Here is a 16,266-nt window from a genome sequence, read left to right on the forward strand (position 1 = left end):
CAAGGAACAAACGGCCGGGCCGACAGGTCCGGCTGTCGTGCGTCAGAGGAACTGTAATCATTTCGGGAGTATCTGTGTCCATGTTCGATCTTTCCACCCTCAACCCACCCCAGCGGGCCGCCGCGGAGCATACCGAGGGGCCGCTCCTGGTCCTGGCGGGGGCGGGGTCCGGCAAGACCCGGGTCATCACCTTCCGGATCGGCCACCTGCTGCTCGACCGGAAGGTGCGGGCCGACAGCATCCTGGCGGTCACCTTCACCAACAAGGCGGCCGGCGAGATGAAGGAGCGGGTCCGGGAGCTGGTGGGGCGTTCCAGGTGCAAGGGGATGGTCATCTCCACCTTCCACTCCCTGGGAGTGAAGATCCTGCGCCGGGACATCGAACGGCTCGGCTACAAGAAGAACTTCAGCATCTATACCACCTCCGACCAGCTGGGCCTCGTGCGCCAGGCGATGCGCGAGGTGAACGCCGACGGCAAAAAGCACGACGCCGAGGCGATCCTCTGGCGGATCTCCGGCTGGAAGAACGGCCTGATCCCCCCGGACCGGGCGCTCCCCCGCTACGACGACCCCGACGAACTCCTCGCCGGCGATGTCTATCCCATCTACCAGCGCCTCCTTCGGGCGTGCAACGCCATCGACTTAGACGACATCATCATGCTGACGGTGGGGCTTCTCCAGGGCCACCCCGAGGTGCTGGAGCACTGGCAGGAGCGGTTCCGCTACATCATGGTGGACGAGTACCAGGACACCAATGCCTCCCAGTACCTCTTCATCTCGCTCCTGGCGAAAAAGTACAAGAACCTCTGCGTGGTGGGGGACGACGACCAGTCGATCTACGGCTGGCGCGGGGCGGACGTGGGGAACATCCTCGACTTCGAGAAGGACTACCCCGGGTGCCGGGTGGTGAAGCTGGAGCAGAACTACCGCTCCACCGGCACCATCCTGGAGGCGGCGAACCACGTCATCAGGAACAATGTGAAGCGCAAGGAGAAGCGCCTCTGGACCGACTCCGGCGAGGGGCGCCCCATCGACCTGGTCACCGCCCAGGACGACGAGGAGGAGGCCTCCCTGGTGGTGGAGCGGATCCAGATGGAGCGCTACCGGCACAATCTCGCCTTCAGCGACTTCGCCATCCTCTACCGGACCAACTCCCAGAGCCGCGCCTTCGAGGAGCAGCTCCGCTTCGAGTCGATCCCCTACGTGCTGGTGGGGGGGATGCAGTTCTACGAGCGCAAGGAGGTGAAGGACGCCCTCTCGTACCTGAAGGTGATCGACAACCCCCTGGACGAGCAGGCGCTCCTGCGGATCGTGAACTTTCCCCGCCGGGGGATCGGCGACGGGACGGTGCTGCGGATCAACCAGTGGTCCCTGGAGCAGTCGTGCCACCTGATGGAGGCCTTCGGGCGGGTGGGGGAGATCGAGGGGATCAATGAGCCGACGCGGGAGAAGGTCCTCGCCTTCCACCGGCTCGTCACCGGTGCAGCGGAGGATTTCCGCCGCTCCGGCGACCTGGCGGGGAGGGTGAAGCGGCTCTTCGCCCGCCTCGGGATCGAGGAGGAGCTCTACCGGACCATCGAGGAGCCGGCCACGGCCCGGCGCAAGGTGGAGAACGTGGAGCAGATCATCAACTCCATGGCGGGGTACGAGGAGCGGATTCCCGGCGCCACCCTCTCGGGGTTCCTGGAGAAGGTCTCGCTCATGGACGAGGACCGCTTCAGCGGCAAGGACAAGAAGGAGCACGGCAGGGACGCGGTGACCCTCATGTCGCTCCATTCCAGCAAAGGGCTGGAGTTCCCCTTCGTCTTCCTGGTGGGGTTCGAGGAGGAGATCCTCCCCCACAAAAAGTCGATGGAGGAGGGGGGGACCATCGACGAGGAGCGCCGGCTCTGCTACGTCGGCATCACCCGCGCCCGCCGGCACCTCACCATTACCCGTTGCCTCCACCGGAAGAAGTACGGCAAGCTCCTGGAACGCCAGCCGTCGCGGTTCCTGGAGGAAATCCCGGAGCGGCTCGTCCAGTTCCACGAGGGAGGGGCGAAAAAGGCCGCCACCGAGGAGGAGCAGGAGGCGCTGGCGCAGGATTTCTTCGCCCGGATGCGGGCGAAGCTCGGGTAGGGGAAAAAGAAAAGGCCGCGGACGGCGATCCCGACGGCCTTTTCCGATGTCATGCAGCGGTGGCGCCGTTACTTCCCGAGGGTCTTCTCCCCCGGCTTCCACCCCAGGGGGCAGAGCTCGCCGGTCTGGAGCGCCTCCAGCACCCGGAGGGTCTCCTCGACGCTCCGTCCCACGGCGAGGTTGTTCACCACTTCGTACTGGACGATGCCGTTGGGGTCGATAATGAAGAGGCCCCGGAGGGCGACCCCTTCCTTCTCGTCGAGAACACCGTAGCGGGCGGCGGTCTCCTTCTTGCCGTCCGCCAGGAGGGGGAATTTGAGCCCCCCCAGATCCCCCCGCTTGATCCAGGCGAGGTGGGCGTACTTGCTGTCGACCGAGGCGCCGAGGACCTGGGCGTTGAGTTCCGTGAACCGGTCGAGGACCTTGTTGAAGCCGGTGATCTCCGTGGGACAGACGAAGGTGAAGTCGGCGGGGTAGAAGAAGAGGACGACCCATTTCCCCCGGTAGTCGGCGAGGCTTACCTTCTTGAACTCCTTGTTCATCACGGCGTCGAGGGTGAACGGCGGGGCCGCTTCGCCAACTTTCGCCACCATCGGTTCGCCGAGGACCATTCCCATGTGGTGCTGGACCATGAGTCCAGCTGCCCGCTCCATCTCCTCGGCCCGCTCGGCGGTTGCCCCGGCGACGCCGGCCATGAGAGCCACGGCCAGGAACGCGGCGGTGATCGGTGCGATATGTTTCATTGGATGCCTCCTTCCGTTGGGAACACTACTGAATCATATCCCATCCCCCCTCCATTGCAAGGAGCGGATTCCCGCCACTTCGCAGGAAAAGGGTTCTCGGCCCCGCCCCGTTTGTGGTACAAAAGCAGGATACCAGCGCACGAAAGGAGCAGAAATGAGCGAAGAGACCAATCCGCGCGTTCTCGTGGAAACCTCCATGGGAAACATCACCATCGAGCTGTTCAGGGACAAGGCCCCCATCAGCGTCCGCAACTTCCTCTCCTATGTGAAGGACGGCTACTATGACGGCCTCATCTTCCACCGGGTCATCAAGGGGTTCATGGTCCAGGGGGGCGGGCTCGACGAGAACATGCAGCCGAAAAAGACCAAGTTCGCCATCAAGAACGAGGCGGCCAACGGCCTGAAGAACACCCGGGGGACCCTGGCCATGGCCCGGACCGCCGTGGTCGACAGCGCCACCTCCCAGTTCTTCATCAACCTGGTGGACAACGCCTTCCTCGATTACAAGGGGAAGACCCCCGACCTCTTCGGCTACGCCGTCTTCGGCCAGGTCGTGGAGGGGATGGATGTGGTGGACGCCATCGCCCAGGTGAAGACGGGGAACCGGGCCGGGCACTCCGACGTGCCGGTGGAGAACGTCTTCATCACGTCGGCGAAGGTGGTGGAATAGCTTCAGCAGGAAAAAAGGGAAGGAAAAAGGCCGTCCGGTTCGCCGGGCGGCCTTTTTTTTACGGCTGGTTGCGGGCCACCTTCCTGAGGGGGGTCCCGTCGTCCTCTTCGGAGCCGCTGGCAATGGCGACGCGGTTTCGCCCCTCGGCCTTGGCGCGGTAGAGCGCCACGTCAGCCGCCTTGAGGAGGACGACATCGGTGCTGCCATCCTCGGGGTAGGAAGAGACCCCGATGCTGGCGGTGAGGCGCCCCTGGGGAAGGTTCTCCTCGTGGGGGAACTCTTCGCTCTCGATCGCCCGCCGGATCCGTTCCGCCACGAAGATCGACTCCTTCTTGGAGGTGCCGGGGAGGATGATGCAGAACTCTTCGCCGCCGTACCGGGTGACGATGTCCATCTGCCGGGCGCTGTCGGAGAGGATCCGGGCCAGCCGCTTCAGCGCCCGGTCCCCCGCCAGGTGGCCGCAGAGGTCGTTGTAGATCTTGAAGTGGTCCAGATCGACGAGCATCACCGTAAGCCCCACGTTCTGGCGGATGCTCCGGGAGAGTTCCTCCTCCATCCGGCGCTTGAGGAAGCGGCGGTTGTAAAGGCCGGTCAGGTGGTCGGTGATGGAGAGCTGCTCCAGGAAGTCGGCCCGCTCGATGGAGATGGCCCGTTCGATCATGATGGAGGCGTGATCGGCGAAGGTGATGAGGAGCTTGAGGTCGGCCTCGGTGAAGATCCCCTGGTTCTTCTTGTCCGAGAGGTTCAGGACGCCGATGATGTCGTCCCGCAGCCGGATCGGGATGCTGACGAACGACTTGGTCTTGAAGCGGGGGCGGTTGGGGGTGCCGATCCGCTTGTCCTTCTCGATGTCGTTCACCAGCAGCGGATGGCCGCTGGCCGCCACCTTGCCGGCGATGCCGGTGCCGACCTGGACCACCATGCTCTGGGCCAGCTGCATGTTCATGCCGAGGGCCGACTCGATCTTGAGCGTCTCGCCGTTGTCGTCGACGAACATGATGGAGCCGGACGAAGCATCGACGAGGTCGGCGGCCATGCCGAGGATCCGCTGGTGCAGCTCCTCCCTGTTCTCGGCGTGGGAGAGGGTGCTGAACAGGGTCAGAAGCTTCGCGGCCTGGGCGCTTTCCGCCGAATGCCGCTCGTCGGACTTCACCTGGTGGAGTCGCGACGCGGCCCGGCCGGTGAAGAGCTTCAGCAGCATTTCGTCCCGGGGGGGAAGGGTGGCGTCGAACAGCACCAGGATCCCGAGGAGTTCGTCTCCGGTGGCGAGACGGATGCAGGTGGCCCGGTCCGCCTCGACGTTCGGGAAGAGGGCGCGGCAGTCGTCCTCGCTGGTGATCGTCTTGCCGGAGTGATTGCGGGGGAAGATGCCCTGGGCCTTTGCCGCCGGCACGCTCCCCAGGTCGTCATCGAGCCCCCAGAGCCCCTTGAGGGCAAAGGAGCCGCCACCCTGGGGGACGAGGAGGGCGATCCGGGCGATGTCGAAAAGAATGCCGAGGGTCTCGCTCACCAAGGCCATGACATCGCCGGCGGTCGGGGCGTTGTCGATGCCGGCGGAGACCCCGGTGACGGCGGCGAGCCGCTGCATGGTCTTCTCGAAAACGAGGCTGTGGAGATTGCGGGTGAGAAGCGACGGGACGAGTTCCTGTACCCGCTGCGCCGTTTCCGTCACCTCCTGCTCGGTGACGGTGGGAAGCCGTTTCAGTTCCTCCAGAAGCGCCAAGGCGTCCGCATCGTCACCTTGGGCGACGGACTCCATCTGGGTGGGGTCGATCTCCCGGTCGCGGACTCCGCCGCCGATGATGCAGGAGAAGGGGAGGTCACCGCTTCTGACCGGCACGGCGAAGCTCAGCAGCCCCGCGTGGCAGCGGAAGACGACCGGTTGATGGCTGCCGATGGCGCGCTGCACCGCGTCTTCGAGGGTGTTCTGGCAGAGTCTGCAGCAGTGGGGGGGCTTTTCAGTGGCGCCGCAGATGGTGACCGGAGACTTGACACGCGGAATCACCCCCTCCTGATCGCAGCAGAAGCTCAGGTGGTACGGGGCGAGGAACGGGTATCCCTTGAGATTCTCAAGGAGTTCCACCGGCTGGATTGTCGTCAGTTCTGCATTGGACACGGTGCGTTCTCTGTTTCCGTCAGTCGTTCGGTGTGTCAGTCAACCATCTCTGCGCGTTGCCCGCGCGACACCGACGTCGCCTTCCGGGAAACGGCCCTGGTTATCCGGGCCATCCGTGGCCACTGCATACCATCCACCGTCAGGCGGCTCCCCCGACGGTAATTTCTTCGATCAGCATGGTCGGCTGGGCGTCGGAGACCGGCACCCCCTGTCCGTCCTTGCCGCAGGTGCCGATGCCGAAGCCGAGGTCGCTGCCGACCCTGACGATCTTTTTCAGCACGTCGGGACCGTTGCCGGTGAGGGTGGCGCCCCGAACCGGCTCGCCGATCCTGCCGTTCTCGATCAGGTACCCTTCGGAAACCTCGAACATGAAGTCCCCGCTGACGGTGTTCACCTGCCCTCCACCCATCTTCCGGACGAAGAGGCCGCTTTCCACCCCCCCGACGATCTCGGCGGGGTCGGACTCTCCCGGCGCGATGAGGGTGTTGGTCATCCGGACAATGGGGCGCACGTGGTACCCCTCGCGGCGACCGTTGCCGGTGGAGGCGCAGCCGTCCTTCATGGCGCTTAGCCGGTCGTAGAGGTATCCCTTCAGGATGCCGTTCTCCACGAGGACTGTCCGCTCGGCCGGCGTCCCCTCGTCGTCGAAGGAAAAGGAGCCCCGCGCGTTGGGGATCGTGGCGTCGTCGACGACCGTGACCAGCGGCGACGCCACCTGCGTCCCCACCTTGCCGGTGTAGACCGACATGCCGCTTTGTGCCAGGTCCGCCTCCAGGCCATGACCGATCGCCTCGTGGACCATGGTCCCGCCCGCCTCGGAGGAGAGGACCACCGGCATGAGCCCCCCCGGCGCCTTGCGGGCCGCGAGCATCATCACCGCCCGCCGGGCCGCCGCCTCGGCGACCTCCTCCGGGCCGCGCTCGCGGAACAGTTCGTAACCGATGAATTTCCCAACCGGTTCGTACCCGGTCTGGATCACGTCGCCGTCGGCCGCCACCACCTGGGCCAGGTAGAGGGTGCCGGTCCTGCTTGCTTCCGTGAATTCACCCAGTGAATTGGCGATCTGGGTTTTGAGCCGGCTGTCGCGGTAGACAACCATAACCTGCCGGACTTTATTGCTGAATTTGCGAGCTGCGGCATTGCCGCGATTCACCAAGTCGACCTTGTCCTGCAAAGGTACGCTATCCGGCGTAATTTCAATGGGAAACCCGGGGCCGATGACCTTGCTTCTCAGGTCGATGTCCCGGTCGAACACCTTTCCCGAGACCGCCCGGCTCACCGTCTCGGCCAGGGAGAGGAGCGCCGCCTCGGTGATCTCGTTCGTGTAGGCGTAGGCGGTGCGGAGGTCGGAGATGACCCTGATCCCCACGCCGCGATCGGTTCCGGCAAGGACTTTCTCGATCTTGCCGTCCTCGCAGATGACGGAGGTGTTAGCCCCCTCCTCGAAGTAAATGTCCGCGAATTCACCGCCTCCCGTGAGGGCGCGGCGGAGGATCCGGGTCAGGTCGAACGTGTCAAGCATGCGGTAAATTCTCCATGCCCGTCACCTCTTGCAAAGCAATTTCGGTGCCGAGCGCATTCAGTAGGGCGTCAAGATCTTCAGCGAAATGACGGGGATACGAGATGACGACGATGCCCTGTTCCCTATCCGCCGTGCTGAGGGTGGCAAGGCCTTCGTATGCCTCGACGATGAACTTGAGATAGACGAGTTCGCGGCGTTCAACCCGGAAATACCGGGTAATTTCGTCCTCTTCGATCACGGATGCCCCTTAAGGATAATTTACAATTTTTAACATGCAAGTATCGAAAAAACAAGACAAAAATCCGTGCGTGCAAATGCCTGTTCTGATGGGAGGTTAGGGAGGGGGTGGCTTGCCCGGCGCCGGTCGGCAGGGAAAGGACCGCCGGCGGGTAGAGTTCTCCGTCCGGAAATCCCCCGTTGCCTCGCGCCGCTTCTCCACGTACAATGGGCGACTGCCGCCAGAGGGCGGAGTGCCCTTTTTCATTTTTCCACTTCCGAGGAGTCTTCCATGGAGACCCGTTTCCGCACCTCTCTTGCGGCCCTTGCCGCCGTGCTCATCCTTCCCGTTGGTGCCGGGGCTGCCGGACTGCCAGGAGGTGCCCCGGTTGCCGCGACCGCCGGGAGTTCCTTCCGCGACCGGCTGAAGAGTGGCGGCGCCGGTCCCGAGATGGTGGGCATTCCCGCCGGCCGTTTCCGGATGGGGGCGATCTTCGGCGGCGGCGACCCGGACGAGAAGCCGGTGCACGAGGTGACCATCCCGCGCCCCTTCGCCATGGGAAGGTACGAGGTGACCTTCGCCGAGTACGACCGGTTCTGCGAGGCGACCGGCCGCGAGAAGCCGAAGGACGGCCGGCGCTGGTTCGGTCCCCTCTCCCGCAACTGGGGGAGGGGGAGCAAGCCGATGATGAACGTCACCTGGGAAGACGCGGTGGCCTATACGCGGTGGCTCTCGGAGCAGACGGGGCACCGCTACCGGCTCCCGAGCGAGGCGGAGTGGGAGTACGCCGCCCGCGGCGGGAAGGATACCCCCTACTGGTGGGGGGGGACCGTGGGGGAGAAGCGGGCCAACTGCAAGGGGTGCGGCAGCCGGTGGGACAACAGGCAGACCGCCCTTGTCGGCTCCTTCGCCGCCAACCCCTACGGGCTCTTCGATACGGCGGGAAACGTCTGGGAGTGGTGCCTCGACACCTGGCACGAGAGCTATGCCGGCGCCCCCGCCGACGGTAACCCCTGGCTCGGGGGGGACGACAGCCGCCGGGTCCAGCGCGGCGGCTCCTTCGGGAGCAAGCCCCGCTACGTCCGCTCCTCGGCCCGGGGCCGCGGTGCGCCGGACGGACAGTACGTCTACCTCGGGTTCCGAGTGGTGAGGGAGCTGCCGTGACCGGTTCCCGTACCCCCCTCGAAACGCTTCGCTCGGTCTTCGGCTACCGCTCCTTCCGCCCGTTCCAGGAAGAGATCGTCACCCGGCTGATTGGCGGCGGCGACGCCTTTGTCCTGATGCCGACCGGCGGCGGCAAGTCCCTCTGCTACCAGATCCCGGCGCTCCATCGTCCCGGGGTCGGGATCGTCGTCTCCCCCCTCATCTCCCTCATGAAGGACCAGGTGGACACCCTGCGGGAAAACGGCGTGGCGGCCGCGGCCTACAACTCCACCCTCGGGGAGCGGGAGGCCCGCCAGGTCCTGGCCCGGCTCCACGCCGGCGAGCTGGACCTCCTTTACGTGGCGCCGGAGCGGCTCATGACCGACGCCTTCCTGGAGCGACTGCGGGAGATCCCCATCGCCCTCTTCGCCATCGACGAGGCCCACTGCGTCTCCCAGTGGGGGCACGACTTCCGCCCCGAATACGTGGGGCTCGGGCGCCTGCGGGGGCTCTTTCCCGGCGTGCCGATGATCGCCCTTACCGCCACCGCCGATGTCCAGACCCGCGCCGACATCATCGCGCGGCTGGGGCTGCGGGACGCCGAGGTCTACGTCACCGGCTTCGACCGCCCCAACATCCGCTACACGGTGGTGGAAAAGCGCAAGCCCTTCAACCAGCTCATGGATTTCCTGGCAAGCCGCCCCCGGGAGGCGGGGATCGTCTACGCCCTCTCCCGCAAGCGGGTGGAAGAGGTGGCGGAGAAGCTGCGGGCCGCCGGGGTGGAGGCGGCCCCCTACCACGCGGGGCTTGCCGACGGCGAGCGGAGCCGGGTGCAGGAGGCGTTCCTGCGGGACGACGTGCGCGTCGTGGTGGCCACCGTCGCCTTCGGCATGGGGATCGACAAGCCGAACGTCCGGTTCGTGGTCCACTACGACCTCCCCAAGAACATCGAGAGCTACTACCAGGAGACCGGCCGGGCGGGGCGCGACGGGCTCCCGGCGGAGGCGCTCCTCCTCTTCGGCTACGGCGACATCCCGGTCTCCCGTTCCCTCATCGAAATGGGGAACAACCCGGAGCAGATCCGGATCGAGCTCCACAAGCTGAACGCCATGGTGGGGTTCGCCGAGGCGGGCACCTGCCGCCGCGAGGCGCTCCTCGGCTACTTCGGCGAGCGACTCCCGCAGCCGTGCGGCAACTGCGATCTCTGCCTCGACCCCCCCGAGAGCTTCGATGCCACCGAGGATGCCCGCAAGGCCCTCTCCTGCGTCTACCGGGTGGGGCAGCGCTTCGGCGCGGGGCACGTGATCGACGTCCTGCGCGGCTCGAAGAACGAGCGGATCCGCCAGCTGGGCCACGACCGGCTCTCCACCTACGGCATCGGCGCCCACATCTCCGCCGAGGCGTGGGGGAGCATCATCCGCCAGCTGATCCACCGGGGGTACCTGGAGCAGGATCTGGCCAACTATTCGGTGCTGAAGCTCACCCCGGCGGCCCGGCCGCTCCTCAAGGGAGAGGAGAGCCTCACCCTCGCCCGCCCCCGGGTGAAGGTGGCGGCGCCGAAGAAGGAGCCGAAGCGCAGGGCCGGCACCACCCCCCTGCCCGAGGGGGACGAGGGGCTCTTCCAGGAGCTCCGCGCACTCCGCAAACGGCTGGCCGACGAGCAGCAGGTCCCACCCTACGTCATCTTCAGCGACGCCACTCTGGTGGAGATGGCGGCCTTTCGCCCCGCCGACCCCCGGGAGCTCCTCCGTATCAACGGGGTGGGGGAGCAGAAGCTGGGGCGCTACGGCGCGGCGTTTCTCGAAGTAATCCAGAGGCATTCATAATTCTGCGTTGTCTCTTTCCCCCATAGGTTCGACAGGGGGGCCGGGGACTCTCCCGGAGAAAAAAGTCCCGCAAAAAAGCTCGATGTCCGTGCGGAAGGAAACCGGCACAACCGGCTGATCCGGTGATGCGGGCGAATGACGGTGACGCTTGAGTTTTTTCGGAGGGAGAGTCCCCGGCCCCCCCTCTCCACTGCCCTCCCGATGTGACAGGGCAGAATCCAATTTATCCCGACAGCAGAGAAAGGTTTCCCCATCATGACCCTCCAGAGCATGCTTCCCTACGTGGCGCCGCCGGTGGTCGGCGCCGTCATCGGCTACGTGACCAACGACATCGCGATCCGGATGCTGTTCCGCCCCCTGAAGCCGTGGCGTATCCTCGGGGTTCGCGTTCCCCTCACCCCGGGGGTGATCCCGGCGGGGCGCCACGAGTTTGCCACCACCATCGGCCGGATGGTCGGCACTCATCTGGTGACCGGGGCGGACGTGGCCCAGGCCCTGGGGAAGGATGCCTTCCGGCGGGAGCTGCGGGAGACGGTGAGCGGCAAGCTCGACGAGCTCCTCGACCGGGAGCTCGGTCCGGCGACCTCTCTGGTGCCGCAGGGGCTCGAACGTTGGCTCCGCGACGTCGCCGACCTCGTCCGCCGGCAGGTGACGGACGGGCTCTTCGCCCACCTGGAAGGGGAGGCCTTCCGGGGCGAACTGGCCGCCTGCGTCCGAAGCCTCGAAGAGCGGGTGATCCCCCGGGAACTGGAGCTTTTCCTGGAGGGGGAGCGGGGTGAGCGGCTTCGCCGCGACGCCGGCACCGCCCTGGCTGCGCTGCTGCACTCCCGCGGAGTGAGCCGCACCGTGGCCGAGGCGGTGGATGCAAAGGTGGAGGAGTTTCTCGTCTCGGACCGTCCCCTGCGGGAGCACCTGCCGGCGGAGATGGTGGAGCTCGTGGCCGCTCAGATCGACGAGGCGACGGTGCCGCTCCTCGAACGGCTTGGGGAGCTTCTGCAGACCCCCGAGTTCCGTGCCGGGCTGGAGGAGCGGCTCAAGGAGGGACTCCAGGGATCGCTCCACAACCTGAAGGGGGCCCTCGGCTTCATGGCGGGGCTCATCAGCGTCGACAAGCTGATGGGCTTCTTTCCCGGCCTCATGGGGAACGTGTCGGAGGAAATCGCCCGCTGGCTCCGGGAGGAGGAGACCCGGCACCAGGTGGTCGGCGTGGTCCGCAGTGAGCTCGACCGGCTCCTCGACCGCCCCCTGGCCGCCACCCTGGAGCGGCTCCCTTACCGGCGGGTCGCCGCCGGCCGGCGGGTGGTCCGCCGGGTAGTCCTCGGCCTCGTGCGGAGCCCCGCCACGGCCGAACTCATCGTCTCCCTCGCAGAGCGCCAGGGGCGCCGCCTGCTCCTCGACGCCCCTCCCGGCCCCCTCCTGGAGCGGCTCGTGCCGGAGGCGGAGGCGGGGCGGCTGCGGGAATCCCTGGTGGAGTGGCTTGCGGCACTGCTGCAGGCGCCGGAGAGCCGCGGGGCCGCGGAAAAGCTCGTGGCGGAGCGGATCGAGGGATGGCTCTTCCGCACCCCCCTGGGGCGGCTCTCGGATCGCATCCCCGCTCACGCCCGCCGCGACCTGGACGACGCGGTCCACCGCCAGGTGGCGGAGCTCCTGGAGCGGGAGGTTCCCCCCCTGGTTGACGCCATCGACATCAGCCGGATGGTGGAGGAGAAGATCAACGGCCTCGACCTCCTGGCGGTGGAGCGGCTCCTCCTCGACATCATGGAGAAGCACTTCCTCTACATCAACCTCTTTGGCGCGCTGCTCGGCTTCCTGATGGGGTTTGCCAACGTGGGGCTCATGGCCCTCGGGTGGCAGTAGGTGTTCTGACATTTCATTAAAGCTCATGAGGTACCCATGCCCGTAACGCTCGACGAGGTCAGGCAGGTGATGAACGAGGCCGACTGCCTCTTTACCGGCGAGGAGGTGGAGGCGGCCATCGACCGGCTGGCGGGGGGGATCTCCGCGCGGCTCGCCGACAGGAACCCGCTCGTCCTCTGCGTCATGTACGGGGGGCTGGTTGTGACCGGCAAGCTCCTGCCGAAGCTCCTCTTCCCCCTGGAGGTGGAGTACCTCCATGCCACCCGCTACGGCCACCATTTCTTCGGCAAGGAGCTCGACTGGCGGGTACGCCCCAACGTGGACCTGCGGGGGCGGACGGTCCTCATCGTCGACGACATCCTCGACGAGGGGGCGACCCTGGATGCCATTGCCGCCTGGTGCGGGGAGGAGGGGGCCGCCGAGGTGCTGACCGCCGTCCTCGTCGACAAGGAGCACGACCGCAAGGCCCGCCCCGGGCTCAAGGCCGATTTCACGGGGGTCGTCTCCCCCGACCGGTTCCTCTTCGGGTTCGGGATGGACTACAAGGGGTACTGGCGGAATGCGCCGGGGATCTATGCGGTGAAGGGGTACTGAAAGGGCGGGAGTGGGCGCATATTTTTTACATGCACCACTGCCATGGTGTAAAATCCGGATATTTCAGCGTGGTACGGGAGGGGCGGCGGTGGGGATTGCTCATGGCTCATCTGTTGTCCCTCACCCGGCCTTCGGCCACCCTCTCCCTCGGGGAGAGGGTTTGACTTTTCCACTCGCCCTGAGGGAGAGGGGCAGGGGTGAGGGGGAAAGTGTCAGCTTGAAAGCAATTTTGAATGAGAAGACGCGGCGATTGACAAGAGCACCTGGGGAGCAATAAAGTAACCGGGTGCGCTGGGAGGGAGCTCTCCTGGCGCACCGGAGGTTTGGATGCTGACGACGCGAACGAAAATCACGCTGGGCCTGGTGGCGACGATCGTTTTTCTCATCCTCGCGGTGACGGGGGGATGGAGAAGCCGGGGGCAGGCCGCCGACACCGATGCGGAGGCCCTGAAGCTGTTCCGCGAGGTGCTGCACCACGTCCGGACGAGCTACGTGGAGGAGGTGGATCGGAAGAAGCTCATGGAGGGGGCGGTGAACGGGATGCTCGCCTCCCTTGATCCCCACAGCGCCTACCTCCCCCCGGAACCGTTCACCGAGATGAAGGTGGAGATGGCGGGGTCCTTCGGCGGGCTCGGCATCGAGATCACCATGAAGGATGGGAAACTCACCGTCGTCTCCCCCATCGAGGATACCCCCGCCTGGCGGGCCGGGATCAGGAGCGGCGACCAGATCGTGAAGATCGACGGGACCTCGACCCATGGACTGACCATCACCGAGGCGGTGAAGCGGATGCGCGGCGAGAGGGGGACCCGGGTCACCCTGACGATCCTGCGCGAGGGTGAGGCGAACCCGCTGGTGGTGACGCTGGTACGCGACATCATCAAGACCAGGAGCATCAAGGCCCGGACCCTGGAGCCCGGCTACGGCTATCTCCGCATCGGCCATTTCCAGGAGCGGACCGGTGAGGACGTTGCCGCCGCCCTCGTGAAGCTGCGGCGGGAAAATGGCGGGAATCTCAGGGGACTCGTGCTGGATCTGCGGAACAACCCCGGCGGACTCCTCGACGCGGCGGTAGCGGTGGCGGGGCACTTCGTCGGCGACCGGCTCGACAACGGCCTCATCGTCTACACCGAGGGGCGGGAGCCGTTCGCCAACCGGAAGTTCAGCGCCACCGTCGGCGAGAAGGAGCCCCCGTATCCGATGGTCGTGCTGATCAACGGCGGCAGCGCCAGCGCCTCCGAGATCGTGGCCGGGGCGCTGCAGGACTACGGCCGGGCGGTGATCCTCGGAACGACGAGCTTCGGGAAAGGGTCGGTCCAGACGGTCATCCCGATGCGCGACGGCGCCGGCCTCAAGCTGACTACCGCCCGCTACTTCACCCCCAGGGGACGCTCCATCCAGGCCAGGGGGATCGTTCCCGACATCTTCGTCGAGAGCGCCGAACTGAAGGGGGTGAAGGACGGGGATGATTTCCACGAGAAGGACCTGGACAATCATCTCGATTCCGCGGGCGAACCGGCGGCGAGGGAAGGGGCGAAGAAGCCGCTTGCTGCTGCCGCTCCCCTCGACGAGGCGAAGAAGGATTACCAGATGGTGCGGGCCCTGGATCTCCTCAAGGGGTGGGAGGTGCTGCGGACGGTGGCGGCAAAGAAATAGCGGCGTCCCGGGTTCCCATCCCGGAACCTTCCCGAAACGAGTCCCCCCGCAGGGTGCGGAGCTTTTCGATCTGTCGGTCGAGGGCGATAAGGCCAGGGACGGTGAGGAGCCTGAAAATCATGGCGGTCGGTCTCCTTTCGCGGGTGGAAAAATCGTCTGGAGACCACGGTAGCAGGGGAGTGTGAAAGAAGTGTGACGGAGAAGTAACGTGTTGGCGCGCGGTGAAATAAAAGGGAGTCTTGATCGAAGGGGCGCAAGTGCGCCCCTTCGTCGTTTCTACGCTGCCGTGGTCGGCGGCGTGGTGTGGCGGATGTCCTTCCCTTTCAGCATGAAGATCACCATCTCCGCCACGTTGGTGGCGTGGTCGGCGATCCGCTCCAGGCATTTGGAGATGTAGTTCAGCTTGATGGCGCGGGAAATGGAGGAGGGGTCCTCCATCATGAAGGTGAGGAGCTCCCGCTGGATCTGGTCGTTCAGGTCGTCCACGAACTGGTCGTCGCGGCAGACCTTGATGGCGAGGTCGGCGTCGCCCCGCACGAAGGCGTCGAGGGACTCCTTCACCATGCCGCCGGCACAGGTTGCCATCCGGGGGAGGTCGATGTAAGGCTTGAGCGGCGGCTCCTCGTTCAGCTCGATGGCCCGCTTGGCGACGCTGGTGCACTGGTCGCCGATCCGCTCCAGGTCGGTCACGATCTTGAGCGCCAGGGTGATGAAGCGCAGGTCCCGAGCCGCCGGCTGGCGCAGGGCCAGGACCTGGAGGCACTTCTCGTCGATCTCCATTTCGAGGTGGTTGATCTCGTGGTCGAGGGCGATGGTCTTGCGGGCCAGGTCCGAATCACGCTCCACGAGGGCCTTCATGGAGTCGGTGATCATCTTCTCCACCCTTCCCCCCATCTCTAGGAGCTTGGCGCGGATGTCGTTCAGTTCGGTGTCGTACTGCTTGAAAATGTGTTCTCGTTCCATTGGTTCTGAGTTCTCCTCGGTGATGTCGGCATGGGGTCCAGGGGGCGGCGCAAGGTTACCCGAAGCGGCCGGTGATGTAGTCCTCGGTCTGGCTCTTCTCGGGGTTGGTGAAGATTTTTTTGGTGGTGTCGCACTCGATGAGCTCTCCCATGTAGAGGAATGCCGTGTAGTCCGACACCCGGGCCGCCTGCTGCATGTTGTGGGTGACGATGACGACCGTGTAGCGCTCCTTGAGCTCGTTGATCAGCTCCTCGATCTTGACGGTGGAGATCGGGTCGAGGGCGGAGCACGGCTCGTCCATGAGGATCACCTCGGGCTTCACGGCGATGGTGCGGGCGATGCAGAGCCGCTGCTGCTGGCCGCCGGAAAGCTCCATGGCGCTGCTCTTGAGGCGGTCCTTCACCTCGTCCCAGAGGGCGACCCGCCGCAGGCTCGATTCCACGATCTCGTCGGCGTCGCTCTTCTTCAGCCTGCCGATCAGTTTGTACCCTGCGATTACGTTATCATGAATCGACATGGCGGGGAAAGGGTTCGGTTTCTGGAAGACCATCCCGATCCGGCGGCGGATGGCGACCGGGTCGACGCCCCGGTCGTAGATGTCGCCGCCGTCGAGAAGGACCTTCCCGGTGACCCTCGCCTGGGGGAAGAGGTCGTGCATCCGGTTGAGGGAGCGGAGCACCGTCGACTTGCCGCAGCCGGAGGGGCCGATGATGGCGGTGACGGTGTTCTCCGGGACGTCGATGCTGACCCCCTTGACCGCGTGGGTCGAGCCGAAGTGGACGTTGAGATTGTCGATTTTTACCTTGGTGTTCATTCAAATACCTCGGGTGGTGATGGCGAAG

13 protein-coding genes are annotated in these 16,266 nt (G+C 65.7%); 7 read left to right on the forward strand and 6 right to left on the reverse strand.

The genetic code is table 11. The features are described 5' to 3' along the window. Positions 1 to 80: 80 nt before the first annotated feature. Entirely contained in the window at positions 81 to 2,117 is a 2,037-nt protein-coding gene (locus M6689_RS06140; protein ID WP_298269240.1) for an ATP-dependent helicase, read from the forward strand. A 68-nt stretch (positions 2,118 to 2,185) separates the two neighbouring features. Here M6689_RS06140 and M6689_RS06145 read toward each other — a convergent pair whose 3' ends face one another. Beyond that, the gene (locus M6689_RS06145) at positions 2,186 to 2,749 is read right to left on the reverse strand and encodes a peroxiredoxin (protein WP_366949732.1); all 564 of its coding nucleotides are present in this window, start codon (positions 2,747 to 2,749) and stop codon (positions 2,186 to 2,188) included. A 265-nt stretch (positions 2,750 to 3,014) separates the two neighbouring features. Here M6689_RS06145 and M6689_RS06150 point away from each other — a divergent pair, with 265 nt between their 5' ends. Continuing rightward, positions 3,015 to 3,530 carry a peptidylprolyl isomerase gene (locus tag M6689_RS06150; protein ID WP_298269118.1) on the forward strand — a complete coding sequence of 172 codons (516 nt, stop codon included), beginning with the start codon at positions 3,015 to 3,017 and terminating at the stop codon, positions 3,528 to 3,530. 58 nt (positions 3,531 to 3,588) lie between these two features. On the opposite strand, the gene M6689_RS06155 is transcribed toward M6689_RS06150, so the two are convergent. The 3 genes from M6689_RS06155 to M6689_RS06165 form a co-directional block, all read right to left on the reverse strand. Further along, a complete protein-coding gene (locus M6689_RS06155; protein ID WP_298269120.1) occupies positions 3,589 to 5,646 on the reverse strand; it encodes a diguanylate cyclase in 2,058 nt (685 codons plus the stop codon). 139 nt (positions 5,647 to 5,785) lie between these two features. After that, positions 5,786 to 7,168, reverse strand: coding sequence for a TldD/PmbA family protein (locus M6689_RS06160; protein WP_298269123.1), 1,383 nt, complete (start codon positions 7,166 to 7,168; stop codon positions 5,786 to 5,788). Beyond that, on the reverse strand, positions 7,161 to 7,406 hold the full coding sequence (locus M6689_RS06165; RefSeq protein WP_298269126.1) for a DUF4911 domain-containing protein: 246 nt from the start codon (positions 7,404 to 7,406) through the stop codon (positions 7,161 to 7,163). The genes M6689_RS06160 and M6689_RS06165 overlap by 8 nt, the downstream gene beginning before the upstream one ends. A 270-nt stretch (positions 7,407 to 7,676) precedes the next feature. On the opposite strand from M6689_RS06165, the gene M6689_RS06170 reads away from it, so the two are divergent. The 5 genes from M6689_RS06170 to M6689_RS06190 all read left to right on the forward strand — a co-directional run bounded on the left by M6689_RS06170 (position 7,677) and on the right by M6689_RS06190 (position 14,461). Continuing rightward, entirely contained in the window at positions 7,677 to 8,549 is an 873-nt protein-coding gene (locus M6689_RS06170; protein ID WP_298269128.1) for a formylglycine-generating enzyme family protein, read from the forward strand. After that, positions 8,546 to 10,354 (forward strand): DNA helicase RecQ, encoded by a 1,809-nt coding sequence (recQ, locus tag M6689_RS06175; RefSeq protein ID WP_298269130.1) that lies wholly within the window; start codon positions 8,546 to 8,548, stop codon positions 10,352 to 10,354. The genes M6689_RS06170 and recQ overlap by 4 nt, the downstream gene beginning before the upstream one ends. A gap of 255 nt (positions 10,355 to 10,609) precedes the next feature. Further along, positions 10,610 to 12,211 carry a DUF445 family protein gene (locus M6689_RS06180; protein WP_298269132.1) on the forward strand — a complete coding sequence of 534 codons (1,602 nt, stop codon included), beginning with the start codon at positions 10,610 to 10,612 and terminating at the stop codon, positions 12,209 to 12,211. Between the two features lie 36 nt (positions 12,212 to 12,247). Then, positions 12,248 to 12,805, forward strand: a complete 558-nt coding sequence (locus M6689_RS06185) for a hypoxanthine-guanine phosphoribosyltransferase (protein WP_298269134.1) — start codon at positions 12,248 to 12,250, stop codon at positions 12,803 to 12,805. Between the two features lie 327 nt (positions 12,806 to 13,132). Beyond that, positions 13,133 to 14,461 (forward strand): S41 family peptidase, encoded by a 1,329-nt coding sequence (locus M6689_RS06190; RefSeq protein WP_298269135.1) that lies wholly within the window; start codon positions 13,133 to 13,135, stop codon positions 14,459 to 14,461. Positions 14,462 to 14,737: 276 nt separating this feature from the next. Here M6689_RS06190 and phoU read toward each other — a convergent pair whose 3' ends face one another. After that, a complete protein-coding gene (phoU, locus tag M6689_RS06195; RefSeq protein WP_298269137.1) occupies positions 14,738 to 15,424 on the reverse strand; it encodes a phosphate signaling complex protein PhoU in 687 nt (228 codons plus the stop codon). A gap of 55 nt (positions 15,425 to 15,479) precedes the next feature. Then, complete coding sequence (pstB, locus tag M6689_RS06200; RefSeq protein WP_298269139.1) at positions 15,480 to 16,238, reverse strand: phosphate ABC transporter ATP-binding protein PstB; 759 nt, start codon at positions 16,236 to 16,238, stop codon at positions 15,480 to 15,482. Positions 16,239 to 16,266 lie beyond the last annotated feature (28 nt).

It is taken from the genome of Geobacter sp. (genome assembly GCF_027327745.1).
Lineage (GTDB): Bacteria > Desulfobacterota > Desulfuromonadia > Geobacterales > Geobacteraceae > Geobacter.

What these genes read in the sequence shown, in the direction of transcription:
- M6689_RS06140 (WP_298269240.1), top strand. Translation starts at nt 81, where the DNA reads ATGTTCGATCTTTCCACCCTCAACCCACCCCAGCGGGCCGCCGCGGAG.
- M6689_RS06170 (WP_298269128.1), top strand. Translation starts at nt 7,677, where the DNA reads ATGGAGACCCGTTTCCGCACCTCTCTTGCGGCCCTTGCCGCCGTGCTC.
- pstB (WP_298269139.1), bottom strand. Translation starts at nt 16,238, where the DNA reads ATGAACACCAAGGTAAAAATCGACAATCTCAACGTCCACTTCGGCTCG.
- M6689_RS06185 (WP_298269134.1), top strand. Translation starts at nt 12,248, where the DNA reads ATGCCCGTAACGCTCGACGAGGTCAGGCAGGTGATGAACGAGGCCGAC.
- phoU (WP_298269137.1), bottom strand. Translation starts at nt 15,424, where the DNA reads ATGGAACGAGAACACATTTTCAAGCAGTACGACACCGAACTGAACGAC.
- M6689_RS06180 (WP_298269132.1), top strand. Translation starts at nt 10,610, where the DNA reads ATGACCCTCCAGAGCATGCTTCCCTACGTGGCGCCGCCGGTGGTCGGC.
- M6689_RS06160 (WP_298269123.1), bottom strand. Translation starts at nt 7,168, where the DNA reads ATGCTTGACACGTTCGACCTGACCCGGATCCTCCGCCGCGCCCTCACG.
- M6689_RS06150 (WP_298269118.1), top strand. Translation starts at nt 3,015, where the DNA reads ATGAGCGAAGAGACCAATCCGCGCGTTCTCGTGGAAACCTCCATGGGA.
- M6689_RS06145 (WP_366949732.1), bottom strand. Translation starts at nt 2,749, where the DNA reads ATGGTCCAGCACCACATGGGAATGGTCCTCGGCGAACCGATGGTGGCG.
- M6689_RS06190 (WP_298269135.1), top strand. Translation starts at nt 13,133, where the DNA reads ATGCTGACGACGCGAACGAAAATCACGCTGGGCCTGGTGGCGACGATC.